Annotated in this window: 17 protein-coding genes and 1 pseudogene; 4 read left to right on the top strand and 14 right to left on the bottom strand. The window is 71.4% G+C overall.

Going from position 1 to position 26,756, the window contains the following annotated elements; genetic code table 11:
• The 3 genes from AC08OJ_RS06735 to AC08OJ_RS06725 form a co-directional block, all read right to left on the bottom strand.
• A partial coding sequence (locus tag AC08OJ_RS06735) for a PAS domain-containing protein (protein WP_476595304.1) occupies positions 1-1,815 on the bottom strand: 1,815 nt, incomplete at its 3' end.
• Positions 1,816-2,297: 482 nt separating this feature from the next.
• Positions 2,298-4,907: a bifunctional acetate--CoA ligase family protein/GNAT family N-acetyltransferase gene (locus AC08OJ_RS06730; protein WP_476595303.1), complete on the bottom strand. Its 2,610-nt coding sequence runs from the start codon at positions 4,905-4,907 to the stop codon at positions 2,298-2,300.
• 47 nt (positions 4,908-4,954) lie between these two features.
• The gene (locus tag AC08OJ_RS06725; protein ID WP_476592078.1) at positions 4,955-6,223 is read right to left on the bottom strand and encodes an acetoin utilization protein AcuC; all 1,269 of its coding nucleotides are present in this window, start codon (positions 6,221-6,223) and stop codon (positions 4,955-4,957) included.
• A gap of 150 nt (positions 6,224-6,373) precedes the next feature.
• On the opposite strand from AC08OJ_RS06725, the pseudogene AC08OJ_RS06720 reads away from it, so the two are divergent.
• Positions 6,374-8,470: pseudogene (locus AC08OJ_RS06720) on the top strand (acetoacetate--CoA ligase).
• Between the two features lie 162 nt (positions 8,471-8,632).
• Here the strand turns inward: AC08OJ_RS06720 and AC08OJ_RS06715 are convergent.
• On the bottom strand, positions 8,633-9,901 hold the full coding sequence (locus tag AC08OJ_RS06715; protein WP_476592079.1) for a sigma-70 family RNA polymerase sigma factor: 1,269 nt from the start codon (positions 9,899-9,901) through the stop codon (positions 8,633-8,635).
• Between the two features lie 587 nt (positions 9,902-10,488).
• Between AC08OJ_RS06715 and AC08OJ_RS06710 the strand changes: the two genes are divergently transcribed.
• Positions 10,489-11,826, top strand: coding sequence for an amylo-alpha-1,6-glucosidase (locus AC08OJ_RS06710; RefSeq protein WP_476592080.1), 1,338 nt, complete (start codon positions 10,489-10,491; stop codon positions 11,824-11,826).
• A gap of 59 nt (positions 11,827-11,885) precedes the next feature.
• Here AC08OJ_RS06710 and AC08OJ_RS06705 read toward each other — a convergent pair whose 3' ends face one another.
• From AC08OJ_RS06705 to AC08OJ_RS06695, 3 genes are all read right to left on the bottom strand, one after another.
• Positions 11,886-15,713 (bottom strand): vitamin B12-dependent ribonucleotide reductase, encoded by a 3,828-nt coding sequence (locus AC08OJ_RS06705; RefSeq protein WP_476595302.1) that lies wholly within the window; start codon positions 15,711-15,713, stop codon positions 11,886-11,888.
• 324 nt (positions 15,714-16,037) lie between these two features.
• Positions 16,038-16,583 carry a transcriptional regulator NrdR gene (gene nrdR / locus AC08OJ_RS06700; protein ID WP_476595301.1) on the bottom strand — a complete coding sequence of 182 codons (546 nt, stop codon included), beginning with the start codon at positions 16,581-16,583 and terminating at the stop codon, positions 16,038-16,040.
• A 337-nt stretch (positions 16,584-16,920) separates the two neighbouring features.
• Positions 16,921-17,307, bottom strand: coding sequence for a LysM peptidoglycan-binding domain-containing protein (locus tag AC08OJ_RS06695; protein ID WP_476592083.1), 387 nt, complete (start codon positions 17,305-17,307; stop codon positions 16,921-16,923).
• 304 nt (positions 17,308-17,611) lie between these two features.
• Between AC08OJ_RS06695 and lexA the strand changes: the two genes are divergently transcribed.
• Complete coding sequence (gene lexA, locus AC08OJ_RS06690; protein ID WP_476592084.1) at positions 17,612-18,382, top strand: transcriptional repressor LexA; 771 nt, start codon at positions 17,612-17,614, stop codon at positions 18,380-18,382.
• A 65-nt stretch (positions 18,383-18,447) separates the two neighbouring features.
• Here lexA and hflX read toward each other — a convergent pair whose 3' ends face one another.
• Positions 18,448-19,908 (bottom strand): GTPase HflX, encoded by a 1,461-nt coding sequence (gene hflX / locus AC08OJ_RS06685; RefSeq protein WP_476592085.1) that lies wholly within the window; start codon positions 19,906-19,908, stop codon positions 18,448-18,450.
• Positions 19,909-20,334: 426 nt separating this feature from the next.
• Between hflX and AC08OJ_RS06680 the strand changes: the two genes are divergently transcribed.
• Positions 20,335-21,003 (top strand): helix-turn-helix domain-containing protein, encoded by a 669-nt coding sequence (locus tag AC08OJ_RS06680; protein WP_476595300.1) that lies wholly within the window; start codon positions 20,335-20,337, stop codon positions 21,001-21,003.
• Here the strand turns inward: AC08OJ_RS06680 and AC08OJ_RS06675 are convergent.
• The 6 genes from AC08OJ_RS06675 to miaB form a co-directional block, all read right to left on the bottom strand.
• A complete protein-coding gene (locus AC08OJ_RS06675) occupies positions 20,934-21,377 on the bottom strand; it encodes a VOC family protein (RefSeq protein ID WP_476592087.1) in 444 nt (147 codons plus the stop codon). The two genes, AC08OJ_RS06680 and AC08OJ_RS06675, sit on opposite strands and share 70 nt — an antisense overlap.
• A gap of 52 nt (positions 21,378-21,429) precedes the next feature.
• On the bottom strand, positions 21,430-22,305 hold the full coding sequence (dapF, locus tag AC08OJ_RS06670; protein ID WP_476595299.1) for a diaminopimelate epimerase: 876 nt from the start codon (positions 22,303-22,305) through the stop codon (positions 21,430-21,432).
• Positions 22,306-22,364: 59 nt separating this feature from the next.
• Entirely contained in the window at positions 22,365-23,273 is a 909-nt protein-coding gene (locus AC08OJ_RS06665) for an EAL domain-containing protein (protein ID WP_476592088.1), read from the bottom strand.
• A 109-nt stretch (positions 23,274-23,382) separates the two neighbouring features.
• Complete coding sequence (gene miaA, locus AC08OJ_RS06660; protein ID WP_462187344.1) at positions 23,383-24,294, bottom strand: tRNA (adenosine(37)-N6)-dimethylallyltransferase MiaA; 912 nt, start codon at positions 24,292-24,294, stop codon at positions 23,383-23,385.
• Positions 24,291-25,091 carry a class III extradiol dioxygenase subunit B-like domain-containing protein gene (locus tag AC08OJ_RS06655; RefSeq protein WP_476595298.1) on the bottom strand — a complete coding sequence of 267 codons (801 nt, stop codon included), beginning with the start codon at positions 25,089-25,091 and terminating at the stop codon, positions 24,291-24,293. The genes miaA and AC08OJ_RS06655 overlap by 4 nt, the downstream gene beginning before the upstream one ends.
• Positions 25,088-26,716: a tRNA (N6-isopentenyl adenosine(37)-C2)-methylthiotransferase MiaB gene (miaB, locus tag AC08OJ_RS06650; RefSeq protein WP_476595297.1), complete on the bottom strand. Its 1,629-nt coding sequence runs from the start codon at positions 26,714-26,716 to the stop codon at positions 25,088-25,090. Before miaB ends, AC08OJ_RS06655 begins: the two co-directional genes overlap by 4 nt.
• Between the last annotated feature and the right edge of the window lie 40 nt (positions 26,717-26,756).

Raw genomic sequence — 26,756 nt, 5'->3', positions numbered from 1 at the left:
GTCCCCGGCCGCGTCCCCGACGTCAGCCCCGTCCCCGACGTCAGCCCCGTCCCGGACGGGCACCGCGGCACCGCTCCAGGACGCCGGGACGGGAGCGGGCGTGCCGGTGACAAGCTGGACGACACACAGGTCGGCGACCTCCGCGACGATCAGCTCGGCCAGGGAGCGCAGGGCGACGGGAGGCTCGACGGCCGCGGCCACGATCCCGGTGGCTCGCTCCAGCAGCCGAAAGCGTCGATCGGCGAGTGCCAGGGCGGCCTGCGCCTCGCGCGTCGCCGCCAGGGTCCGATGACCGCGCGCGGCGTCGGCGGCGAGCTGTTCGTAGCCGGTGGCCCGTTCCAGGGCCTGCGCGCAGGCGTCGGCGATCGCGACGAGGGATGCCTGATCAGCGGCGGTGAACTCCCGCGCCTGGCGAAACCCGAAGGTCACCACGCCGAAGGGTGCGCCGCCCCCGACGGCCAGCGGCAGCATCGCCCAGGCGTGCTCACCCGCCGCGGCGGCGACGTCGGCGACCTCCGGCACCGGCCAGCGGGCGAGCAGCTCGTCGCGGTCGACGAGAAACAGTGCACGACCGCCCCGCATGACCTCCGCCAGCGGATGTACCGCGCCCAGCGCCACCTCCGACCATCGGGCGAGGCCGTCGGCGGGACCCGGCGGGGCGTGGAAGAGTAGCTGGTCGTGCGCCTCGTCCACGAGCGCGACGCCCCGGCTGGCGGCCCCGGCCATCCGTTCCCCGACGTCGAGGACGGTGGCGACGACGTCGTCCACGGTCAGGGTCCGGGCGAGCGCCACGGCCAACGTCGCGGTCTGTTCGGCCCGTTCCGTCGCGATCCGGGCCCGCTGGTCGGCCGTGGCCCGGTCGGCCTCGGCGGCGCGTACCTCGGTGAGATCGCGGATCACCCCGAGCCACTCGCCGGGCCGGCTGTTCGGCCGGCCGGCCGCCGGCATGGGAACGATGCGGGCCTCGACCACCCGCACGGCGGTGCGGTCGCCTCCGCCACCGGAGATCCGGAACTCGGCCTCGAAGGTCTCACCGTGCTCGATCGCCCCGCGCCAGGCGCACCCGACCCGCTCCCGGTCGTCGGGATGGACCACGCCGAGCCAGCCGAACCCGGCCAGCTCCGCCGGATGCCGCCCGGTAAAGGCCCGCAGACGGGGCAGATCGGCATCGAGTGCCCCGTCGCCTTCGGCATGGAACACGTCCATCGCGGCGGCGTCCACGAGACCGAGGTAGCGTGCCTCGGCCCGCGCCCGCTCCCTCTCGACCGCCCGCGTCCCGCTGGCGTCGATCGCGACGAACGCCACGCCCACCAGCCCGACCTGAGGGTCGTTCACCGGATACCAGCTGGCGAGCCACGTCTGCGGCGGTCCGGAACCATCGGTGGCAACCACGACCTCCAGGTCCACCACCGGCTCGCCGGTGCGCAGCACCCGTGCCAGCAGAGCGTCGAGTTCCTGGCCGGTGTCGCCGAGGAGCTCGGAGACGGTACGGCCGAGGTGCTCGTGGACCGGCCGGCGGTCGAACCGGGCGAGTGTGTCGTTCACCCGCAGGAACCGCCCGGCCCGGTCGAGCAGGGCGAGACCGGCCGGGGCCCACGCGAACAACGCGTCTAGCATCACGAACGTGGCCACGGGGTCGGTTCCCGGGGCGTGTCCGGGCGGGGGAAAACCGGCCCGGCCCGGTCCCGGCAGCCCCGCCGGATCGGACCGGCGCATCCCTGGCGTATCCGGCGTGCGGCGCGGCTCGGTACCGTCGATGAGATCCCGTATGACCGGCTCGGCGGTCACGGCCGGAGCGGCCGGCCGGGCGACCATGGGCCAGCCCTCGGGTAGCTCGGGTAGCTCGGAGCCGGCTCCCCGGTCCTGACGGGGGCCGGTATCCGGGCCGGGAGCGTGCTTAGGGCCGGGGACCTGGTTCGGGCCGGGATGCGCGCGTGGGCCGGGGTTGGTGTGTGGGCCGGCCGGCGGTCCCCCTTGGGACCGGGTGACCGGAGTCGGTCCCGGGGAGACATCCCCCTGGCCGGACGGAACAACGCCCGATGGCCGGGAGGCGGATCCCGGGGGGCTCACGGAGAAGCGCGCACCCGCGGGCCCCGCGCCCACCGGCCCCAGATCCACCGGCAGCGCTTCCGACAGCCCGACGTTCGCCGGCCGGTACATCGGCACGAGAGACGCCTGCCCAGGCATCCCCTCTACGGGGGTACCAGGCGTCCCGGCAGCTCCCGCAGAATCAGGGGAGAGCATCGGGAATGCGCCGGAAGCGGGCCAGACGGGCGGCTGCGCGGAGTGCGGCGACGTCATGGGAGACGATTGTGGACGGCGTGCGCATGTTGTGCTGAACCGCCCCGGGTAGTCGCCCCGTCCGGAGTCGGGCGGTCCGGTGTCCAGAACCGCCGAGGTCCGACGTCCGCGCGGGGCGCCGACGGCCCAGCGACGATCTCCACGGACAGCACGGTCACCCGCCCGGTCGACACGATCACTGGATCCAACGTGAGATGAATCACCTCCGGCACGTCGTCGGCGAGCCGGGCGATCCTGAGGACCAGGTCCTCCAGCGCGGCGATGTCGACCGGCGTCGAGCCGAGGTATCCCAGCAGCAGCGGCGCCGCCCGCACCGAACGCACGAGGCGCGCCGCGTCGACGTCGGTAAGGGGAAGGATGTGGTGTGCGCGGTCCCCCAGCAGCTCGGTCGCGGGGCCCGCGAGGCCGAACGAGACCAGGGGACCGTACCGGGGATGCTCCTCGGAACCGACGACCACCGGCACGCCGACCGGCGCCATCCGCTGGACGACAATCGGCACCTCCACCCCGAGCTGGGAGCGCAGCGACGCCCATGCCGCCCGCACGGCTGCCGCGTCGGGCAGGTCGAGACGCTGACCGCGCAGGTCCGGACAATGCCGGTAGGATCGCGACCGCGCCTTGAGCGCCACCGGATAGCCGCGCTGGCCCGCCGCCTCGACGGCCCGGCGCGGGGACGTCACCAGGACGGCCGGCTCCACCGTGACGCCGTAGCAGTCCAGCAGGGCGGCGGCCTGATCCTCCGGAAGGCGACCGGTGAGTCCGGCGACGAGCGAACGCGCCTCGTCTGCCCGCACCGCCGTCGTCGGCACGGTGCCGATCGGGCGTGCCCGCCACTGGGCGTAGCCCACCACCCGGCGCAACGCGGCGACGGCCGCCTCCGGCGACGAATAGGCCGGAATGTCGGCGAGCTCGCCGGGCATCTCGCCCCCCTGCACGGCGGCGAGAACCGGGATCTCGATGGTCGCGGCGGCGGCCGCCGCGATCGGCCCGGCCGGGGACGGCGGCAGCCGGACCAGCGTGGCGATCAGCGCATCCGCCCGGTCCGCCGCGGAGGTCAACGCCCGGGTGAGGTCCCCGGGGGAACTGCCAACCGGGAGGAGCACCTCCTCGACCCTGAGCCCGGCCGCGTCGGCGGCACGGGCCGTCAGCCGGACCAGGGCCCGGGAGTCGCCGACGACGGCGACCCGACCGCCCGCAGGCAGCGGCTGCGTGGTGAGCAGCAGCGCGACGTCGAACGCCTGGGAGACCCGGTCGACGCCGATCACCCCGGCCTGCCGCAGAAGCGCGTCGTCAAGGGTCGAACGGCCGGAGTACACGACGATCACCGGTTTACGCCGACCCACCCGCCGGGCCAGCCGGGCGAACTTGCGGGGATTACCGAAGGTCTCCAGATGCATAATCATCGCGTCGGTCCCGGGGTCCTCCTCCCAGTACTGGAGCAGGTCGTTACCGCTCACGTCGGCCCGGTCCCCGGCGGAGACGAAGACCGACAGACCGACCTCGCGCGCGGCCGCCGCCGCCAGGATGGCCCCGCCGAACGGACCCGACTGGGAGTAGCAGCCGATGCGGCCGGCCGGGGGCATCCGGGGCACCATCGAGGCGTTCAACCCCGCCGCCGGATTCTGGATGCCCATGCTCGCCGGGCCGACCACCCGCAGGCCATCCGCCCGGGCCTCGGCCACCAGGGCCACGTCTGCGGCGGCGTCGCGCTGGTCGGTGAGGACGACCAGTCCCCAGACCCCGGCCCGCCCGCAGGCGGTGACGACGTCAGGCACCTGCGCGGGCGGCACGCACACCACGGCCAGGTCGACCGGACGCGGCACGTCCTCGATGCCGGCGTAGGCCTGGATCGACGCCACCGCGCCGCCGGCTGCGGCCGCGGCCGAGTTTACCGGGTAGACGGGGCCGTCGAAGCCGCCGGCGAGCAGGTGACGCAGGACCGCGTTGCCCACGGACCCGGCGGACCGCCCCGCACCGATGACGGCGATCGCGCGCGGATGCAGCAGCCGACCGATCGAGGCGGCCTCGGCATGGTGCTCCCGGGCCCGCATCACCTCGACCGACTTCTGGGTGGGGGTGATCTCGAAGGACAGCCGGACCGCGCCCGAGTCCCAGGTCCTCGAGACCGTGTAACCGGCATCGAGAAAGACCCGGATCATCTGCTGGTTCTCCCCGAGCACGTCGGCGTCGAAGCGGCGGATCCCGCGGTCCCAGGCCGCGGCGGCAAGATGCTCCAGCAGCACCGAACCCAGCCCTCGTCCCTGCTGGGCGTCCTCCACCAGGAAGGCGACCTCCGCCTCGGTCGGCCGTGCGGCGGTGCTCTCCCAGTGGGAGACCGCGACCAGGTCGTCGCCGATCATTGCGACGATGGCGCCGCGCAGCCGCTGGTCGACGGTCGTCATCCGGTGGATGTCGGCGTCACTCAGGGCACGGCGCACGGCGAAGAACCGGAAGTAGATCGACTGGGTCGACAGCCGGGTCCAGAAGGTCCGCAGCAGCGGGCCGTCCGTCGGCAGGATCGGGCGGATGTGGGCGGTGCCGCCGTCACTGAGGATGACGTCGGCCTCCCACTCGGCCGGATAGACGACCGGAGGCTCGGTGCTCACGCGGCGCTCACCCGGTTCTCACGCAGTGCTCAGCTCTTACTCCGTGCTCAACGGTCGACGGTGGGGTCGAGGCCGTGCAACGGCAGCACCTGACGCCGGGTCGCCGCCACCGTCCGGTCCAACGGATCGTCGGGGTCTCCCTCGCCCGCGTCCCAGGGACGGTACCGGACACTCACCCCGTCCCCGAGCGCCCGGGGCATGGCGGCGGCGCCGAGGGACTTCTGCCCGGTCGCCGCCCGCACCCGTCCCGGCGCCGCGGACCGCCAGTCCTCCGGCAGGGCGCGACCGGCATTCAGGGGCACGTGGCCGGCGATCGCCAGCAGCTGCGTCCAGGCCCGCGGCACGACCGTGTCCAGCGCGTACCCGCCACCGCCGCAGGCCAGCCAGCGCCCGTCGCAGACCTCGTGGGCCAGCGCGTGCAGCAGGTCGTAGGAGGCCCGTTGGCCGTCCACCGACAGCGCCAGATCGGCCAGCGGGTCGAAGGCGTGCGTGTCGCAGCCGTGCTGGGTCACCAGCACCTGCGGCCGGAAGGACCGCAGGAGCACCGGCACCACCCCGGAGAAGGCGCGCAGCCAGCCGGCATCGCCGGTGGCGGGGGGCAACGCCACGTTCACCGCGGTGCCCTCCGCGGCGGGAGCACCCACCTCGGTCGGGAATCCGGTGCCCGGGAAGAGGGTGCTCCCCGTCTGGTGCAGGGAGATGGTGAGCACCCGCGGATCGTCGTAGAACGCCGTCTGCACGCCGTCGCCGTGATGCACGTCCACGTCGACGTACGCCACTCTGGTGGCTCCGGCGGAGAGCAACCAGGCGATCGCAATCGCCGGGTCGTTGTAGATGCAGAATCCGCTCGCCATTCCCGGCATCGCGTGATGCAGCCCCCCGGCGATCGACACGGCGTGCCGCGGCGGCCCGCTCCACACCGCCCGTGCCGCCTCGATCGTGCCACCGGTGATGAGCGCGGCGGCCTCGTGCATCCGTTCGAAGATGGGGTTGTCGGCTGTGCCCAGGCCGAACAGGGCCGCGAACCTTGCCTGCGCCGGGTCGGGCGCGGCACGGACCGCGCTCAGGTAGACCGGATCGTGGATCAGGTCGATGAGGTCGTCGGAGGCGAAGGTCGGCCTGGAGATCCGGATGCCCGGTGCGTCGAGAACGCCGAGACTCATAGCGAGGTCCATGGTGAGTTCGAGCCGCACGGGATGCAGCGGATGCGCCGGCCCGAAGTCGTAGCCGGCCATGGCCGGATCCCAGGTCACGACCGTCGGCTCGGCCAGCGGGCGACCGTCGGCCCGCCGCTCGGAATCGCCCGGGACACTCATCTGTCGACCGTAGCCCGATCACGCTCCCGGAGGTAGCGGTGGTATCGGTGACGAGGATCCGGGGCCGTCGATGAGGCACGTAGATCTGCCCGGAATGGCCTAGGGTCAGTGCCCGTGGCAGCAGACCGAGTGACACCGGACCATACGGCGATGGAGGACGGGCGGCAGCCGGCCGGCCGTGGTGGTGGGCCGGTGGCTGCCGGCACGCCGCTGTGGGAACCGCCTCCCCGTCGGATCAGCCAGGCCGCGGTGACCAAACTACCGCGCCTGGCTCGCCGCCGAGCGGGGGGTTGAGCTCGCCGACGACACGCGCCTGTGGGAGTGGTCGGTTACCGACCTGGACGCGTTCTGGGAGTCGATCTGGGATTTCTGCGCGGTCGAGGGGGACCACGGCACCGGTCCGGCGCTCGCCGACGCGGCGATGCCCGGCGCGGTCTGGTTTCCCGGTGCCCGGGTAAACTGCGCGGAGAACGCGCTCACCCGGAGCGGGCCAGCTCCGGCCGTCATCGCCGTACGCGAGGACGGTGCCACGGCCGTGGTGTCCTAGGACGAGCTGCGCCGGCAGGTGGCGAAGGCGGCGGCGGGACTGCGGAGCCTGGGTGTCGCCGAGGGTGATCGGGTCTGCGCCGTGCTGCCCAACACCGTCTACGCGATGGTGGGGATGCTGGCCGCCGCCAGCATCGGCGCGGTGTGGTCGTCATGCTCGCCGGAGCTCGGCCCGACGGCCCTGCGCGCGCGGTTCGGCCAGATCGACCCGAAGGTCCTGATCGGCGTTGACGGCTACAGCTACCGCGGGAAGAGCTACGACACCCTCGCCGCGCTCGCGGGCGACCTGCCGGGACTCGGGGCAAGCGTGATCGTGCCGTACCTGTGGCCGGACGCGCTCTCCCGGGCCCGGGCCGCGGGGCTACCGGGACTGCTCACCTGGGACGAGCTGATGGCTTCGGAGACCTCCGAGCCCGAGTTCACCCGGGTCGCCTTTGACGCGCCGCTGTGGATCCTCTACTCGTCCGGCACGACCGGCCCCCCAAAGCGATCGTGCACGGCCACGGCGGCATCCTGCTGGAGCACCTGAAGTCGCTGGCGTTGCACCTCGATCTCGGTCCGGACGACCGGTTCTGCTGGTTCACCACGACCGGCTGGATGATGTGGAACTACCTGGTCTCCGGTTTGCTCGTCGGCGCGACCGTCGTGCTCTACGACGGAGCGCCCGGCTACCCGGCGCTCGGCACCCTGTTCGGTCTGGCGGAGGCCCTGGAGCTCACGTGCCTGGGCACGTCCGCGGGCTACCTGCAGGCCTGCGAGGACGCCGGGCCGGTCCCGCGCGAGTTCGCCGATCTGTCCAGGCTGCGCACCGTCGGATCGACCGGATCGCCACTGTCCGCAGCCGGCTATGCCTGGGTGTACGAAGCGGTGAGCCCGACCGTGATGCTGTCGTCGATCAGCGGTGGCACCGACGTCTGCACGGCGCTGGTGGCAGGCCTGCCGACGATGCCGGTGCGGGCCGGGGAGATCGGATCGCGCGCGCTGGGCTGCACGGTGCGCGTCTTCGACGAGGCCGGCGAGGAGGTCGTTGACGAGGTCGGTGAGCTCGTCGTGACCGCGCCGATGCCGTCCATGCCGCTGTGCTTCTGGGCCGACCCGGACGGCGGCCGGCTGCGGGAGAGCTACTTCTCCGTCTACCCCGGCGTCTGGCGCCACGGGGACTGGGCGAGGATCACGCCTACCGGTGCCGTCGTCATCCAGGGACGTTCGGACGCGACGTTGAACCGCGGCGGCGTCCGGATCGGCACCAACGAGCTCTACAGCGTGGTCGAGCGGGCCCCCGGGATCGCAGACAGCCTCGCGGTCGACACCGCGGACGAGCGCGGGCACGGCGAGCTGCTCCTCTTCGTCGTCCTCACCGAGCCCGGCCTGACCGATGCGGTGGCCGCCCGGCTGCGCGAGGTTCTGCGCGCCGAACTCAGCCCACGCCACGTCCCCGACTGGATCATCGAGATCACCGAGATCCCTCGGACCCACACCGGCAAGAAGCTCGAGGTACCGGTGAAGCGCCTGCTCGCCGGAACCGCCCTGGACGAGGCCGTGAGCCTCGACTCGGTCGCCAACCCCGATGCCCTGCTGCCCTTCGCCGCCGCCTCGGCCCGGTCCCGGCGGTCGGAGCCGGAGCCGGAGCCGGAGCCGAGGACGGGAACCACGCTGGAACCCGGCACCGGATCCGGCGGGGAGGCCGAACCCGGAGCCTGATACGGCAAAGCCGGATCTTCGCCCGGCAAAAACGAAGATCCGGCTTTCATCGATCACGCGATCATGGCGTGACCGCCATGATCGCGGTACTCCTGTCTTCCACCCCCGTGCACCTGTGCACGTGCCCCGCAGACCCGACCGGAGGTGCGTTCGCCCGATCGATCAGTCGAGGAACTCGCGCAGCCGACCGGCGACGGCGGGCTTGCGCAGCTCCCGAAGCGTGTCCCGCTCGATCTGACGGATGCGCTCACGGGTCAGGCCGAGCCGGTTGCCCACCTCGGCGAGGGTGTGCTGCTTGCCGTCGGCGAGACCGAAGCGCAGCCGCATCACCTCGCGCTCCCGCGGACTCAGGCCACCGAGGACGTTATCGATCTCGTCCTGCATGGCGCCGTAGGAGGCGGCGTCCGCCGGGGAGGTCGCGTCGGAGTCCTCGATGAAGTCGCCGAGCACGGAGTCGCCGTCGTCGCCGACCGAGGTCTCCAGGCTGACGGTGTCCTGCGCATACCGGCGCAGCTCCACCACCTGCTCGATCGGCATGTCCAGCTCGAGGGCGAGCTCCTCGTCGGTCGGCTCACGGCCGAGCGTGGAGACGAGCTGGCGCTGCAACCGGGTAATCTTGTTGATCTGCTCGACCACGTGGACCGGGATGCGGATCGTCCGCGCCTGGTCGGCGAGCGCCCGGCCGATGGCCTGGCGGATCCACCAGGTTGCATAGGTCGAGAACTTGTAGCCCTTGGCGTAGTCGAACTTCTCCACCGCGCGGATAAGGCCGAGGTTGCCCTCCTGGACCAGGTCCAGCAAGGTCATCCCGCGACCGCTGTACTTCTTAGCGACGGAGACCACCAGCCGCAGGTTCGCCGAGACGAGCTGCTGCTTGGCGGCATGGCCGTCCTTGACGAGCAGACCGAGGTCACGACAAAGGTCGGCGGGCAGGTCGGGGACGCTCTCGAGCTTGTACTCGGCGAACAGGCCCGCCTCGACCCGCTTGGAGAGTTCGACCTCCTGGGCGGCGTTGAGCAGCGGCACCTTGCCGATCTCGCGCAGGTACATGCGTACGAGGTCGGCGGTACCCGCGTGTTCGGCGGTGGACCGGCTGGCGGCGGTGGCGTCATCGCTCGCATCCTCCTCGTCGAGGAGTTCGACGCCAGCGGCGTTGATGCGCGCGATGAGAACGGGCAACAGTTCGATACCGAGGTCCGCGGACTCGAGCGCGTCACGCAGCTCGGAGCGGCTGATCTCGCCGGCCTCGCGACCACGGGCGATGACCTCGGCCACCGCGCCCGCGTCGAGCTCGTCGGTATCGTCGGGAACAGCGGCCAGCGAACGGCTGGGAGCGGTGCGGACAGGAGGAGCGGCCCGACGGGCGCGCCGCGGGCTGCGCGGGCGGTTGTCATCGGTGCGCTCGGCAAATTCCAGAGCAGGCAGCGTCATCAGTGGCAAATCCGATGGTCGGTGCGGGTGGGTCGTCTCGTTCTGTGCACGTGGGAGGTAACGAACGAAGACGCGGAACCATTCCCCGTGCAGGCACACCCGGACATCAGCGATCGCCGGGCCTACCAAGCAGTGTAGACCCTAGCCCTCGAGACGCTGCACTCGCTGCCGCGAACACTACCTGGCAGATTCCGCCCTGTGGCGCGAACCGCGAACTCTCCTGAGCTTCTCCAGTGGCCGCGCACCCTGCGGATCAGGCTAGCGGCAACCATAAGCAACAGGTACATTACTCATCGTAGAAGTTTTTTGTGTTCTGCCATCCGTGCCATATTTTCCGACGATCACCGGTCGGTGCTAACCCGTAACGGTAGTCGGCAAGCCGACACCCGCGACCCGGCCCCGGGCTCTCCACCGAGACGGAACGACCGGCGGGCCGACGCGGGCGCCGCCGACGCCGCCCCGGTGCCGACCCACGCCACCCGGTGCCGCCCCCACGCCGAGGCACTCGAGAACGGCGATTCCGTTAGGCGGGCCACACCCGACGGGCCCTGCCTCTGTGAACAGCGTGTAACCGCTACTCTCACACGATGCCCGTCCCCAGCCTTCCCGCAGACCTGGCGGCACTACGGGAAACCGCGATCGACGTGCTACGAGACAACGACCTCGGCGACATCACCCGGCCCTCCCCGACGCTCTACCCGCACCAGTGGCTCTGGGACAGCTGCTTCATCGCGATCGGACTGCGCCATCTCGACCCGGGACGGGCCGCCAAGGAGGTCCTCTCGCTGCTGCGAGGCCAGTGGCCGAACGGCATGATCCCCCACGTGATCTTCGCGGAGACCTCGGACTTCTATCACGCCGGTCCGCAGCGCTGGCGCTGCGACCGGGTAACCACAACCGCCGGCGGAGTGCAGAGCACGGGGGTCACCCAGCCGCCGATGATCGCCGAAGCCGCCGTCCGGATCGCCGCCATGATGACGCCATCCGCCCGCGACGCCTTCTACCGCGCGTTACTCCCCGGCCTGCTGCGCTTCCATACGTGGCTCTACCTCGAACGCGACCCCGACGACGACGGTCTCGTCACACTGGTCCACTCCTGGGAGTCGGGGATGGACAACACGCCGGCCTGGATGGAGATCACCAGGCCGGCGGCTCCGCTGGGGGTGCGGGCACTGCGCCGGATCAACGGCGGCGACGCCATGGACGCGCTGCGGCGCGATTCCAAGGAGGTCCCCCCCGACGAGCGGCTCACCTCGGGAGACCTGTTCACGCTCTACCGGATCGTGCGTGAGCTGCGGCGGGCGCACTACAACTTCCGCGAGATCCGCCGGACCATCGTCCCCCTCGTCCAGGACGTCGCCTTCAACGCGATCCTCATCCGGGCCAACGAGCACCTCACCGCCATCGCCGCCGAGATCGGCCAGACCATCCCCGCCCGGTTGCGGCGGTCCATGCACAGGACGCGCGAGGCGATCGAGCGGCTCCACACCGACGGCACTTACTACAGCCGCGACTTCCGGACGGGAACGCTGCTGCGCCACGAGACGATCTCGGGGTTCCTGCCGCTCTATGCCGGGGTCGTGCCCGAGGACCGGGTCGACGAGATGGTCAAGACGCTCACCTCACCGCGCTACTGGTCTCGGTTCGGCATCGCGAGCGTGCCGCTCGACGACCCGGGCTTCCTTCCCCGGTGTTACTGGCAGGGTCCCGTCTGGGTCAACATGAACTGGCTGATCGCCGACGGGCTGGAGCGTTACGGCCGGCTCGACGCCGCGGAGAACCTGCGCCAGAACACGATCGACATGATCGCCTCGTCCGGGGCGATGTTCGAGTACTACTCACCCCTCGACGGTTCCGGCGCGGGCAGCAACCGGTTCTCCTGGACCGCGGCGCTCCTGGTCGACCTCCTCGCCGCCGAGCACTGAGCCACGCCACCGAGCACTGTCTCGGACCGGGCACCCGGTCGGACCGGCCGCTGCGACGCCTAGCTGCAGCCGCTGGTCGAACCGCACTGCTCGCAGACGTAGCAGCTACCGGCTGGCCGCATGGTCACCCCGCAGGTGAAGCAGAGCGGAGCATCGACCACGGTCTGCGCGACGAGCGACTCATCGGGCGGTGCCAGCCGCAACTCCCGTGCCACGTACGCCGGGCCGTTCCCCACCGCCGGACCGGGCGGGACACCCGGGTCACCCCGATCGGCGACGGAAGCCGAGGATCCGGTCACCGCGGCCCCCTGGGATCTGGCCGGGTCGTCGATCCCGGCGGCCGCCACGGCCGGCGCGGGACCGTACTGACCCGCGACCCGACGGGCCCGGTCGGCCGCGGTCGAGATGCCGAGTTCGGCCCGCTGATCGGCGTCGAGATAGTCGAGCGCGAGGCGACGGAACAGATAATCCATGATCGACTGGGCGATCCGCACGTCCGGGTCGTCGGTCATCCCGGCCGGCTCGAACCGCATGTTGATGAACTTGCTGACGTACGCCTCCAGCGGCACGCCGTACTGCAGGCCGATCGAGATGGCGATCGCGAACGCGTCCATCACGCCCGCCAGGGTGGACCCCTGCTTCGACATCTTGATGAAGACCTCACCGAGGCCGTCGTCCGGGTAGGAGCCGGCGGTCAGATAACCCTCGGCACCCCCGACGGAGAAGGACACCGTCCGCGACGGGCGGGTCTTCGGCAGCCGGCGGCGCACCGGCCGGTACTCGACCTCCACCGGGGCGGGCCCGGCGGAGCCGGCGGTCCCGGCCCCGTCTCCCGCGCCGGCCCCGTCTCCCGTGCCAGCTGGGGTGGCGGCCAGCTCGGCGGCCTGCTTCGCCCCCTTGACGTCGGTCAGCGGCTGGCCGACCTTGCAGTTGTCCCGGTAGATGGCGAGGGCCTTCAGACCCAGCCGCCACCCTTCCAGGTAGCTCTGCTCGACGTCGGCGACCGTGGCGGTCGAGGGCATGTTCACCGTCTTCGAGATCGCGCCGGAGAGGAACGGCTGTACCGCGGCCATCATGCGGACATGGCCCATCGGGGAGATCGCGCGGTCCCCGATGGCGCAGTCGAACACCTCGTAGTGCTCTGGACGCAGGCCGGGAGCGTCGATGACGTGCCCGTGCTCGGCGATGTACTCGACGATCGCCTCGATGGTCTCCTCGGGGTAACCAAGCGCCTGCAGGGCCGCCGGGACCGTCTGGTTCACAATCTTCATGCTGGCGCCGCCGACCAGCTTCTTCATCTTCACCAGGGCGAGGTCCGGCTCGATGCCGGTGGTGTCGCAGTCCATCGCCAGACCGATCGTGCCCGTCGGGGCGAGCAGGCTGGCCTGCGCGTTGCGCCATCCGTGCTTCTCACCGACGGTCTGCGCCCGGGCCCATTCCCGGGACGCGGCGGCGAGGACCCGGGAGTCCTCGGCGTGCACGCTACGCACCGCGTCGTTCGCGGCGGCATGCTTGCGCACCACCCGCCGGTGCGCGCCCGCGTTGCGGGCGAAGCCGTCGTAGGCGCCGACGATCCCGGCGAGCTCGGCGGAGCGCCGGTAGGCGGTGGCCGTCATCAGCGAGGTAATCGATGCGGCCAGCGCCCGGCCGCCGTCCGAGTCGTAGGCCCGGGCGCTGGCCATCAGCAGGGCACCGAGGTTAGCGTAGCCGATGCCGAGCTGTCGGTAGGCCCGGCTGACCCTGGTGATCTCCGGCGTCGGGAAGTCGGCGAAGCAGATCGAGATGTCCATCGCGGTAATGATCAGCTCGACCGCCGCGACGAACGCCTCGGCGTCGAAGCTGCGGTCCGGGCGCAGGAACTTCAGCAGGTTCAGCGAGGCCAGGTTGCAGCTGGAGTTGTCCAGGTGCACGTACTCGCTGCACGGGTTGGAGGCGCTGATCCGGCCGCTCTCGGGGCAGGTATGCCAGTCGTTGATCGTTCCGTCGTATTGGATGCCGGGATCGGCGCAGGCCCACGCGGCCTCGGCGATCGTGTGGAACAGCCCGCGGGCGTCCACCGTCTCCAGGACGCGGCCGTCGAGGCGGGCCCGCAGGTCGAAGCCGCCGCCGTCGACGACCGCCCGCATGAACTCGTCGGTCACCCGGACGGAGTTGTTGGCGTTCTGGTACTGCACGGAGGCGATGTCGCGCCCGCCGAGATCCATGTCGAAGCCCGCGTCCCGCAACGCCCGGATCTTGTCTTCTTCCCGGGCCTTCGTCTCCACGAACTCGACGATGTCGGGATGATCGACGTCGAGCACGACCATCTTCGCCGCCCGCCGGGTCGCGCCACCCGATTTGATCGTACCCGCCGAGGCATCGGCGCCGCGCATGAAGCTCACCGGCCCGGACGCGGTGCCCCCGGAGGACAGCAGCTCCTTCGAGGACCGGATGCGGGACAGGTTGAGCCCGGCCCCGGAACCCCCCTTGAAGATCATCCCCTCTTCCCGGTACCAGTTCAGGATCGACTCCATGGTGTCGTCCACGGAGAGGATGAAGCAGTTGTGCACACGTAGGCCGGCGGAGAGGTACTCGCCGCTGTCGGTCTGGATGTCGTAGACCGGCATCGGCCCGCGCGGCTCAATGCGCTCGATCTGCAACCGCTTCACCGGCTCCGCGGCCCGGCCGGGCTGATCGAACGACGCCTCCAGCTTCGCGGCCTTCACCGGGTCGAGGAAGCCGATCTCGTCCGCGAATGTCCGCCGGTCACCGGCGTTCTGAATGCCCAGGCTCCAGAGGTCGTGGCGGTCGGGTCGCGGATCCGCCTCGCGGCGTACCCGCGCGAAGATGCCGAACCGGGCGAGCAGGCCCTGCACCCCGCGAATGAGGCCCTCGCTGATCATGTCCAGCCCGATCAACGTCGAGCGCTCCCGGCGGGACACGTAGCCATCGGCCTGGAACAGGCTGCGCAGATAGGCCGCGACAACGGGCAGCGGAGCGTCATACAGCCGGGTCGGCACAGTCATCGCCTCGATGGTCAGCGAGGCGTTCGTACCGGCGTACCGACCAACAAAACCGTCCACCTGCAGCCGGCCCGCGAGCGCCGCCTCGGCGATCTCCCGTGAGGTGATCTCACCCTCGCCAGGGGCGATGGTGCGATGCCACTCGAGGGTGTCCCCGGCCCGCAGCGTGCCGGCGGGAACGAAGGCCCCGGCACCCGCGGAGGTGCTCCGCCACACCAGATGATCGGTGGTGACGTCGAGCGCGTGACCGGCCTTCGTCCAGATCCGCAGGACGTCCTTGACGCCGTTGGACTTGGTCGCGATCACCTGGGTCAGACCGTGCGCGTCGAAGACCTTCGTCCCCACCGCGTCCGCCTCCACCAGGGCGCCGATGGGAACCAGACCGGACGGCGTGCTGACGAGGGCGTCATAGGGCTGGCACGCCGAGACCTGCTGCGGCGCGGGGGTTCCCACGTTGAACCAGACCGGCGAGTTGAAGCTGAAGACCTGGTGGAGCAGCATCCAGGCCAGTTCGTACTCGAAGATCTCGGCGTCGGTGCCCGAGGCGAAGTAGCCGTGCTCGCGGCCAGCCGCGCCGTAGGCGTGCACGACCCGGTCGATCAACTGCCGCAGCGACCACTCCCGGCCCGGCGTGCCGGGCGCCCCGCGGAAGTACTTGCTGGTAACAATGTTGGAGGCGTTCACCGACCAGAACTGCGGGAACTCCACTCCCCGCTGCTCGAAGTTGACCGAGCCGTCCCGCCAGTTGGTCATGACGACGTCCCGGGACTCCCAGGTGACCTCGTCGTACGGGTGGACGCCGGCGGTGGTGCGTGACCGCTGGATCTTCAACCCACTCGCTTTCGCCGCTGACCTGCTCGGCTTCGTGCCGCGGCTGTCGGTCATGACGCTCCTTGTCTTCACTCGTCAGCTTCAACCTTCAACAATGTGTTGTGGGCATCCCCGCCCCGGGCCGCCGCCAGCGGACGTCGGGACGGTGCGGGGCCGGGCCTCGGCGCACGGCGGTGCCCGCGGGGACGAGCACGCGCACGGCGCACACGCATGACGAACGGCACCAGCCAGGTCGAGCCGGGCCGCAGGTGTGCCGTCCAGGAGGTCCGCGGTCCTCGCACGGCCGCGACGCGGGATGTCACCCGTCGCCCCGGCGGGACCGGGCCGGCACGGCGAACCAGGGCGATGTAGGACACTTCCGGCCGAGTGGTCCCGGCCCTACCTGCTATGCACCTGCTGGGTGCCGGTCACCGTCGATGCCTCGCCGGCGCCGCGCGGGACCGGTCGAGCTGGTCCATCCCGCGTGGTGGGAGGTCCGGCGGCCTCGGAGCGCAACGCGACGATCGCGGATTCGAAGTCGGTCAACGACTCGAAGGCCAGATACACCGAGGCGAAGCGGAGATAAGCCACCTCGTCGAGCTCACGGAGCGGATCGAGGATCGCCCGGCCGATCGCCTCCGCGGGCACCTCCGCCGACCCCGACGAGCGGACGGCATCCTCTACCCGCTGCGCCAGAAGCGCGAGATCATCATCCCGCACCGGCCGGCCCTGGCAGGCCTTGCGGACACCGGCGATGACCTTGACCCGGCTGAACGGCTCGGCCGCCCCGCTGCGCTTGCGAACCTGAAGGGATGCCTCCTCCATCGTAGTGAACCGGCGACCGCAGGACAGGCAGGACCGCCTGCGGCGGATCGCCGAACCCTCCTCGGCCTCCCGACTGTCGACGACGCGACTGTCCGGATGCCGGCAGAACGGGCACCGCACGCGCTACGCCTCCTTCGCCCGCGCCGGAGCCGACCGCCCCGGACCGGGGACGACGGGACACCGTTGAGGACCCGGCATCCACGCCGGACGGACCACCTTGTGGATGGACCGCCAGCTCCCCGTGGAAGACCTGTGGAACAACCTGTGGATGACTTACACCCCGGTAAGCACCAGATGTTGTGTCCACGGTAGCGCACGGCCCCAGAGATGGGGGCAGCACCCCCGTATGGTCCGTGTGGTCCGCACCGCAACGGCACCGCACGTGGACGAAAGACGACGGCGCGCGAGCCCCCGCGCCGAGACACTCGTGGACCCGGGAAGCCGGGGAAGTCGGGCGTCAGGGAAGGAGTAACGACTGGCCCGGGGTGATCAGCGGCGACCGCAGGTGGTTCAGCCGCATCAGCCGGTCCACCACGACCCGGGTGTCGGCGCTCTCGTCGAGCGCCACCGCCACCGCCCACAACGTCTCCCCCGGCACGACCAGATGGCGCCGCGGCGCCTCCGCGGCATCCGGCCCGGCGATCGACACCCCAGGCATGATCATGATTGCTACCGCCACGACGACCGCCACGACAATCGATACCACCACCACCCGACCCCGCCGGGTCAGCCGGAGCGGCGGGGGTGCGGGCGGGCGACCCGGCGGGTATCCCGCCGGCCGGCGACCCGCCCGGTCCCTGGCCGTCGACAGGTCGACGACCCGCGCCCTGTGTGCGGATCCCATGGCATCCTCCCGTTCCGACGACACCGAACGCCGAAGATCGAACCTTCGTTCGATCGAACGCGTGGTCGATTGTCGCATCGGGAACCGGAAACCGCCAGGAACACGCTCGAACAGACGTTTGAGATTCTGCGACCCGCCGGTTACCGTCGAGTCGATCGGGTGTGAACCGGGCGGTTTCCCTCGGTCACGGACGGCGGCGAGTCGGTGGGTGACGGCTTCCGGAGCGGGACGGTCCGCCGTGCGGCCACCGGCCGGCCGGTGGCCGCACGGCGGAAGAAAAACGCGACGAGGAGAGCGGTAAGCGATGACTAGCCAAGGCAGGGGTACGCGCCGGGGCGGAACCCGCGGCAACGTGCGAGCCTTTCCCGAAGGCCCCGCGGACGCGGGCCTGACCCCCCGGCAGCGCAAGGTGCTAGAGGTCATCCGGGCCGCGGTGGAGCGGCGCGGATATCCGCCCAGCGTGCGGGAGATCGGTGAGGCGGTCGGCCTCACCAGCACCAGTAGTGTGGCTCACCAGCTCAAGGTGCTCGAGGAGAAGGGCTACCTGCGGCGGGACCCGAACCGCCCGAGAGCGATGGAGGTGCTGACCGTCGAGCACCCCCGGCGGCGCGCGGATGCGGACGCGGGTGCGACGACGGTGGCGGGCACGATTCCCATCGTCGGTGAGGCGGCGCCGGGCACCACCGAAGGAAGCAAGTCGGACGCCGCCTACGTGCCGGTGCTGGGCCGAATCGCCGCCGGTGGCCCGATCCTGGCCGAGCAGGCGGTCGAGGACGTCTTCCCGCTACCCAGGGAGATCGTCGGCGAGGGCACTCTGTTCCTGCTCCGAGTCGTCGGCGACTCGATGATCAATGCGGCGATCTGCGACGGTGACTGGGTGGTCGTCCGCCAGCAGCCGGTCGCGGACAACGGGGAGATCGTCGCCGCAATGATCGACGGGGAGGCGACGGTCAAGCGCCTGCGGGTTCGGGACGGCAAGATCTGGCTACATCCGGAGAACCCGGCCTTCGCCGACATCGCCGGTGAGGATGCGACCATCCTCGGCCGGATCGTGGCTGTGCTCCGCAGGGTTTGACGTGGATCGGCCGGCCGCCCATCGGGTGGCCGGCCGGGTTGCCTCACGTTTGATCGCTCCTGGGCTCAGGCCCGGTAGGCGTGCAGCTCCGCCGCGAGTCCCGGGGAGACCCGGGCGGACAGCCGGGTACCGGTCTCGGTGTGCTCCAGCGTGAGCACCTCGCCGTTCGCGTGCACCCGGGAGACCAGGTCGCCCCGGCTGTAGGGCACGAGCACGCGCATCTCCACGTCGGGATGCGGCACCCGGGCACAGAGCGCGTCGACCAGCGCGGCCAGCCCCTCGCCCGTGCGTGCCGAGACGAACACGGCGTCTGGGGCGAGCTGGCGCAGCCCCGCGACGACCGTCGGCTCCACGGCGTCCACCTTGTTGACGACGATCAGCTCGGGAACACCGCCCGCGTCGATGTCGTTGAGAACCTCGCGCACGGCGGAGATCTGCGCGGCCGGATCCGGCGATGATCCGTCCACAACGTGCAGGATGAGATCGGCATCGGCGACCTCTTCCAGCGTCGAGCGGAACGCCTCGACAATCTGATGCGGCAGATGCCGGACGAATCCGACGGTGTCGGTCAGGGTGAAGGCCCGGCCGTCCGGCAGGGTCGCCCGCCGCACGGTCGGATCGAGGGTGGCGAACAGCGCGTCCTCGACTAGGACACCCGCGCCGGTCAGCCGGTTGAGCAGCGACGACTTACCGGCGTTGGTGTAACCGGCGATCGCCACGCTGGGGACCTCGCCCCGCCGCCGGGCGGAACGCTTGGTCTCCCGCACGGTCGTCATCGCGGCGAGCTCGCGGCGCAACCGCGCCATCCTGGCCCGCAGCCGCCGACGGTCGGTCTCGATCTTCGTCTCACCGGGACCACGGGTACCGATGGGCGCCCGGCCGCCGCCGCTGGCCGCAGCCCGCGACATCGACTCACCCCACCCACGCAGCCGGGGCAGCATGTACTGCAACTGCGCGAGCTCGACCTGGGCCTTGCCCTCTCGAGAGGTCGCGTGCTGGGCGAAGATGTCCAGGATGAGGGCCGTCCGGTCGATGACCTTTACCTTGACGACCTCCTCCAGCTGCCGCAGCTGACCCGGGGTGAGTTCGCCATCGCAGACCACCGTGTCCGCGCCGGTCGCCGCGACGACCTCGGCGAGCTCGCGCGCCTTGCCCGAACCGACGTAGGTCGCGGCATCCGGCCGATCGCGGCGCTGCACGAGCGCGTCGAGCACCACCGAACCGGCGGTCGTGGCGAGCGCCGCGAGCTCCGCCATGGAGCTCTCGGCCGACCGCAGGGAACCCGACGTCCATACGCCGATGAGGACGACACGCTCCAGCCGCAGCTGCCGGTACTCGACCTCGGTGACGTCGTCGAGCTCGGTGGCGAGACCGGGAACCCGCCGCAACGCGGCGCGATCCTCCAGGTCGAAACCGTCCCCAGAATCGTCGAAGAAGTTCGGCAGGTAAGACGGATCGGCGCCAGTCAGCTTGATGAGGGATCTGTCGAGAGTGGACGCATCGAAGGCGTCAGCAGGAAGTGTCATACCATCCGTTCTCAACGCGGCCCGTTACCGCACCATTCCGCGATCATTCCGTGCCGCTTGCTCCGGCCGGGCCCCACGACCCGGTGGCCCGAGGAGGATCCGCCGGTCCGGAAGACCCTGCCACGCTCGTGGCGCGTCCCCCCTCGTTTCCCGGCGAATCCCGTCGCCAACCAGGGTCCCACGCCACCACGTCGATCGCGAACCGTTTTGCCGCTCCGCCGGCGTAGCGTCTGCGCCGTGTACCACGAGTACCACGAGAGACGGGCCCGCCGCCTCGCCGCGACGATCTGGGACAGCTCGGGCCGCCCGACTCCCCCGGACACCACACGGACGACGGCGGACCGGCGTCCGGACAGCACCGGGCCCTCGGAGGGCACCGGGCACACAGACTTGGTGTGCAGCCGGCGGGTGTTGCCGGACGGATGCATGGACATCATCTGGAGTTCCGACGCCAATCTGATCGTCGCGGGGCCGGACACGGCGGCGAAGCTGGTGCGCTGGGCACCAGGCGTGCGGCACGTCGGGCTCCGCTTCGACTCGGGCTCTGGACCATCCCACCTCGGAGTGGCCGCGGACGAACTGCGCGACCAACGCATCCCGCTCGCCGACCTGTGGGGCGACGGACCGGCGCAGCGACTCGCCGAGCGGCTCGCCATAGCCGCTGATCCCCTGGTCGCATTCGAGTCGTCGATCGCCGCCCGGCCCGTTCACCCGGCGCTCGTGGACCGGTTGGTTCCCGCCGTTCTGGCGGGTGCCCGCGCCCGGGCGCCCGTGGACGACCTCGCGCGCATAGTCGGGCTGAGCGAACGCCAGCTGCTGCGTCGCTGCCGGCGCGTCTTCGGATATGGCCCGAAGACGCTCGCCAGGATCCTCCGGATACAGGACGCCCTGCACGCGGCGCGGGCCGGCATCCCGTTCGCGGTCGTGGCGGCCGAGGCCGGCTACGCCGACCAGGCGCACCTCGCCCGGGAGGTACGCGCGCTCGCCGGAGTTCCGCCGACCCGTCTCATCCGAACTGCCAACGTTCAGGACGAACTGGACGTCTCGGTAGCGGATATCGCGGATATCGCGGCCACTACGGGCAGTGGGGCGTAGAGGTCGACGTGGTTGCCGTCTGGATCGAGCACGACCGCGTACCGCTGGCCCCAGAAGGCGTCCCAGGGCGGAAGGTGGCCGGCGTGACCGGCGCCGACGAGGTCGGCGTAGACCTCGTCGACCTCGTCCGGCGTGTCGCAGGCGAAGGCCAGCCCGACCCGCGGCGAGCCGGTACCCGCCGACCAGTGCGGATCAAAGGATCGGATGGTCGCCTCGCTGTCGAACGCGAGGCGTAGACCGCCGGGCAGCTGCACCTCGACGTGCGGCTGGGCGTCGGCCCCGGCGGGCAGGTCGAGGCCGAGCCGGCGGTAGAACGCCAGGGACCGGGCCATATCAGCGACGATCACACCGGTCAGGGTGAACGATGGTGGCATGAGGGCACCGTAGGGCCGGCAGACGGGCCGGGTCTTGTAGGAAACGGACACCTCACCCGACCGGGTCGTGGACCTCCGCACGGCGCAGCACGCCGTCGAAGACCAGCTCGGCGGGCCCTCGCAACAGCACGGTCTCCGGCTGCCAGATCACGACCAGGCCGCCGCCGGGCACATCCACCTCGACCTCGACCGGCGCACCCCCCGGCCAAGCACCTCGCCGGGCCGCCCAGGCCACCGCGACCGCGCAGGCACCGGTGCCGCAGGACGCGGTCTCCCCGACCCCACGTTCGAACACCCGCATCGCCACCCCACCCGGCCGGGCGACGACGATCTCCACGTTCACCCCGTCCGGGAAGTCGACCGGGGAGAACGACGGTGGTCGGGTCAGGTCGAGCCGACGCAGCCCGGCGACGTCCAGGTCGTCGGCGAAGCAGACCGCGTGCGGATTACCCATCGAGACCGCGGTCGCGGTGAAGGCACGATCGGCGACGGTGACCGGGGCCCCGGGTCCGTCGATGATCCGCGGCGGTCCCATGTCGACCGTGACGTCACCGTCCACCGCGACCTCGACGAGCCGCAGCCCGGCGCGGGTCGCGACGTGGAACCGTCCCGGCTGGGCGTATCCGGCGTCGACGAGGTAGCGGGCGAACACCCGGGCGCCGTTGCCGCACATCTCGGCAATCGAACCGTCAGCATTGCGGTAGTCCATGAACCAGCGCGCCCGGCCGGCCAGACCGGCCGCCTCGGGAACCGCGGCGCAGAGCACCACCCGCAGCACCCCGTCGCCCCCGATGCCGGTCCGCCGGTCGCACAGCGCGCGCACCAGGCCCGCGGTGAGGTCGAGGTCCCCGTCGGGATCCGGCAGGAGGACGAAGTCGTTGCCCGTCCCGTGGCCCTTGACGAATCGCAACCCCAGTTCGTCCCGCACGTCGCCGATCGTACGGGGGACGCCGCTCGGCACCTGACGACCGGGCTCCCGCGGCGGCGTCAGCCGGCGGCGGCCCGCGCCCACTCCCGCATCCGGTCGTCGGAATGCGACGGCTTGTACCAGCGGTCGGGCCGGCCGCGCCCGAGGGCGATCATCCGAGCGTCCTCCACCGGCACCGGCGGACAGAACACCGGTCCGATGGCGCGATCGCAGCCAAGATCTACCACCCGGGACGCCAGGCGCGCGGTGTCGACATCGTCGGCGACGACGGGCAGGCCGCGCTGGTGGGCGAGCCGGACGATGGCCGCGAGCACGGCCTCACCCTCGAGGTCCTTCATGGTCGCCCGCAGGAACAGGCCGTCAATCTTGACGAGGTTCAGCGGCAACTGGTCGAGCACGGCCAGCGAGCCCAGCCACGTGCCGAAGGACCCGACCGCGATCGCCACCCCGAGGGCACGCAGCCGGGTCAGCAACCGGGGCACCATCGGCGCGGCGAGCCCGAGGGTCTGCTCGCTGAACTCGAGGCCGATCGCCCCGGCCGGCAGCACCCGGCCCGAGACGAGCCGGTCGACCTCGGCCGCGAAGGCGAGGCTGGCAAGCTGGCGGCCATCGATGTTCACCCACAACCGGGGCGGGCGGATCGGCGTCCCGACCGCCATCCGATGCCAGGTGCGCGCCTCGGTCACGGCCATCCGCAGCACCCACTGGTCCACCTGATGGACGAGGCCCGCGGCCACGGCGATCGGCATGAAATCCGCCGGGCCCAGCACCCCGCGTTCCGGGTGCAGCCACCGCGGATGGGCTTCCATCCCCGGCACCGACCCGTTGCGCAGGTCGACCTCCGGTTGGAAGTGCAGCCGCAGCGAACCATCATCGAAGGCGGCGTAGAGCGCGGGGACGAGAGTCAGGTCGGGTGGGGTACCAGCATCATCGGGTGGGGTACCAGCATCAGCGGTGGGCGCGGTCACATCGATCTCTCCAGACGCCGTGCGGGACCGGCCGCCGCGCACCGGCCACCGGCGACGCCGCGCATTGGCGGCGGCCCGATCGACCCCGACCCGGTCGGCCGATCACCCGTCAGAGCGAACCCACCAGCCGTCGCACCTGGGTGACATCTGGTTGGTCCAACCAGGCTATCCGGTTATCCCGCCGGAACCAGGACCTTTGTCGACGGGCAAAGCGCCGCGTCGCCGTAATTGTGGCGAGCTTGGCCTGTTCAGCGGAGTCCATTGCGCCGTCGAACCAGGCCAGAACCTGGGCATAGCCCAGTGCGCGAGAAGCGGTTCGGCCTTCCCGCAGGCCGCATTCCACCAACCTTCGCACTTCGTCAGGAAAACCAGCACCCCACATTTTCTCCACCCGGTCCGTGATCCGTTGGTCGAGATCGGGGCGATCCACGCCGATCTGCACGACCTCATAGACCGAGCGGTGCTCCGGCAGGGTGGCCGTGAAGGTTCCGGTGAGCTCGACGACCTCCAGGGCACGCACAATCCGCCGGCCGTTGCTGGGCAGGATCGCCGCGGCGGCCTGCGGTGCCAGCGCGGCCAGCCGGTCGTGCAGCGCCGGGGCGCCGACGCGGGCCAGTTCCTCCTCCCACCGCGCCCGGACGCCCGGATCGGTCCCCGGGAAGGTCAGATTGTCGAGAACCGCGCGGACGTAGAGCCCGGAACCGCCGACCAGCACCGGAATGCGCCCGGCGGCGAGCAGATCGTCGATTACCCGGCGGGCGTCCACCTGGAAGCTCGCGACGTCCGCGGGATGCGTCACGTCCCACAGGTCGAGCAGATGGTGGGGCACCCCGCGACGCTCCGCCTCGGGAACCTTGGCGGTACCGATGTCCATCCCGCGGTAGAGCTGCATCGAGTCCGCGTTCACCACCTCGCCGCCGAGGGCGAGCGCGATCTCGATGCCGAGGTCGCTCTTCCCGCCAGCGGTCGGCCCCACGACCGCCACCACCGGCCCCCGGCGCGGTTCCTCCTGCCTGTTCATCCTCGCTCGGCAACATCCCGTGTCCAGAGGGCAACCAGATAGCCGACACCGTACGGCGCGTCGTCATACCGGAGGTCACTGTTCCATGCCCCCGGGCCCAGGGACCCCGGGCCCGGGCCGTCCCGGGTCGCGGCGAGCAGGGCGCCGGCCAGGACCTGCCAGGACGCCCGGCCCACGGCGAGCAGCTCCCGGGCCAACCCCGGGTCCAGGGCGAGCAGGCCGGCTGGATCCCCCGCGGCCAGCGCCGCGGCGGCGGTCGCGTCGAACGCCGCGGCCCGTGGATCCAACCCGCCGGGAGCCTTCAGCGTGCGACAGGCCGAGCCGTCGCCCATCACGAGCAGTGCGAGGCGTTCCTGCGGAGCGGAGCCCGCGACCAGCCGCGATCCGAGTGCGACGGCCCCGTCCGGAGAGATCTCCGCGGGCACCCCGACGGCGGTGCGGGCGCCGGGCCAACCGACGGCGCCCAGCAGCCAGGCGCCGATCGTGATCGACAACGGTAGAGGGGACGACGGTAGGACGGGCGACGACGGGACAGACGGTGACTCGGGGGCCAGCGCGGTCGGGCCGAGGTCCACCCGGAGATCCACGCCGAAGCCGGCCAGCGACCCGAACGCGGCGGGGCCGTAGGACACCTCGGTCGCCGCGTCACCCACCACCACGATCGTGTCCGGCTTGGTGGCACACAGCAGGCGCACCGCGTCCACCGCGACGACCCGTGCCTCGATCGGCTCACCACAGCCGACCTCGGGAACCAGCAACGGAGGATGAGGACAGACCGCGGCGGCGACGAGGGTCATCGACGTACCGGAGTACAGCAGGCGTCCGCGCCGGCCGACGCCGTGCCAGCAGACGCCGTGCCAGCAGACGCCGCGCCAGCAGACGCCAGGCCGACGGGACCGGGCGAGGACGGCCGCAGGGACGGGATGCCCAGGGTGACGATCGGCCGTCCGCCTGCCGGCTGCTGCGCGACGGCCGCACCGCCACCGTCACGCCCGAGCGCCCACGCGTCCCCCGCACGGGTCGCCCGGTGGGACCGCAGGGGGCCGTCGGCGGTGAGGTGGTGGGGTGCCGCCCGCGTCACCACCGTCTCGACGACGTCGCCCGGGCGCACCGTAGGCGCGACCGCGGCGCCGCCCGCCCTCGAGCCCGAGCCGGTGGGCGAGCTCGCGGCCTCGTCCGCGCGGAAGTGCACGAGCCGTCCGTCCCGGGCCCGGCCGGACATCCGGCCGGTGGCGCCGTCCTTGCGCCCCTCTCCCTCCGAGACCAGCACCTCGACCCGCCGGCCGACCAGGGCCCGGTTCTCCGCCCAGGAGATCTCGTCCTGCAGGGCCACCAGCCGGGTATACCGGTCGGCTACAGTCGCCCGGTCCACCTGGGCGTCCATGGTCGCTGCCGGGGTGCCCGGGCGAGGCGAGTACTGGAAGGTGAAGGCGCCGGAGAACCGGGCCGCCCGCACCACGTCGAGGGTGTCGGCGAAGTCCGCCTCGGTCTCGCCGGGGAAGCCCACGATGATGTCGGTGGTGATGGCCGCGTCGGGCATGACCGCCCGCACCCGCTCGACAATGCCGAGGAACCGGTCCCGACGGTACGAGCGGCGCATGCGGCGCAGCACGGTGTCCGACCCGGACTGCAACGGCATGTGCAGCTGGTGGCACACGTTCAAGGTGGTCGCCATGGCCTCGATGACGTCATCGGTGAAGTCGCGCGGATGCGGTGAGGTGAAGCGGACACGTTCGAGACCGTCGACGCGACCGCAGGCGGCCAGCAGCTTCGCGAAGGCACCGGGATCTCCCAGGGAGCGCCCGTAGGAGTTGACGTTCTGCCCCAGCAGCGTGATCTCCAGGGCGCCCTCCGCGACCAGGGCCTCGACCTCGGCGAGCACGTCGCCCGGCCGGCGGTCACGCTCGCGGCCACGCAGGCTGGGGACGATGCAGAAGGTGCAGGTGTTGTCGCATCCCACGCTGATGCTGACCCAGGCCGAGTGATGGCTGGCCCGCCGGGTCGGCAGAGAGCTCGGGAAGACCTCCAGGGCCTCGGCGATCTCGACCTGGGCCGCCGCGTTGTGCCGCGCGCGCTCCAGCAGCACGGGCAGTCGGTGCAGGTTGTGCGTGCCGAAGACCACGTCAACCCAGGGTGCCCGGTCAAGGATCGCGGCCCGGTCCTTCTGGGCGAGGCAGCCCCCGACCGCGATCTGCATGCCCGGATGGCCCTTCTTCACCGGGACGAGCTGGCCGAGATTGCCGTACAGGCGGTTGTCGGCGTTCTCCCGCACCGCGCAGGTGTTGAACACGACTACATCCGCCTCGCCGCCGGGATCGACCGGGGAGTAGCCGGCGGATTCCAGCAGCCCACAGAGCCGTTCGGAGTCGTGGACGTTCATCTGGCACCCGAACGTGCGGACCTCGTAGCTGCGGCCGTTCACCCGACCAGCCTACGGCGCCTGCACCGGGCCGGGTCTGGGG

It is taken from the genome of Frankia sp. CgKIO3, assembly GCF_977946435.1.
Note: the sequence above shows the minus strand (reverse complement) of the source record. Positions and strands in the feature narration are given on the sequence as shown.

What these genes read in the sequence shown, in the direction of transcription:
- AC08OJ_RS06725 (WP_476592078.1), bottom strand. Translation starts at nt 6,223, where the DNA reads ATGAGTGTCCCGGGCGATTCCGAGCGGCGGGCCGACGGTCGCCCGCTG.
- AC08OJ_RS06715 (WP_476592079.1), bottom strand. Translation starts at nt 9,901, where the DNA reads ATGACGCTGCCTGCTCTGGAATTTGCCGAGCGCACCGATGACAACCGC.
- AC08OJ_RS06710 (WP_476592080.1), top strand. Translation starts at nt 10,489, where the DNA reads ATGCCCGTCCCCAGCCTTCCCGCAGACCTGGCGGCACTACGGGAAACC.
- AC08OJ_RS06705 (WP_476595302.1), bottom strand. Translation starts at nt 15,713, where the DNA reads ATGACCGACAGCCGCGGCACGAAGCCGAGCAGGTCAGCGGCGAAAGCG.
- AC08OJ_RS06695 (WP_476592083.1), bottom strand. Translation starts at nt 17,307, where the DNA reads ATGGGATCCGCACACAGGGCGCGGGTCGTCGACCTGTCGACGGCCAGG.
- lexA (WP_476592084.1), top strand. Translation starts at nt 17,612, where the DNA reads ATGACTAGCCAAGGCAGGGGTACGCGCCGGGGCGGAACCCGCGGCAAC.
- hflX (WP_476592085.1), bottom strand. Translation starts at nt 19,908, where the DNA reads ATGACACTTCCTGCTGACGCCTTCGATGCGTCCACTCTCGACAGATCC.
- AC08OJ_RS06680 (WP_476595300.1), top strand. Translation starts at nt 20,335, where the DNA reads ATGGACATCATCTGGAGTTCCGACGCCAATCTGATCGTCGCGGGGCCG.
- AC08OJ_RS06675 (WP_476592087.1), bottom strand. Translation starts at nt 21,377, where the DNA reads ATGCCACCATCGTTCACCCTGACCGGTGTGATCGTCGCTGATATGGCC.
- miaA (WP_462187344.1), bottom strand. Translation starts at nt 24,294, where the DNA reads ATGAACAGGCAGGAGGAACCGCGCCGGGGGCCGGTGGTGGCGGTCGTG.
- AC08OJ_RS06655 (WP_476595298.1), bottom strand. Translation starts at nt 25,091, where the DNA reads ATGACCCTCGTCGCCGCCGCGGTCTGTCCTCATCCTCCGTTGCTGGTT.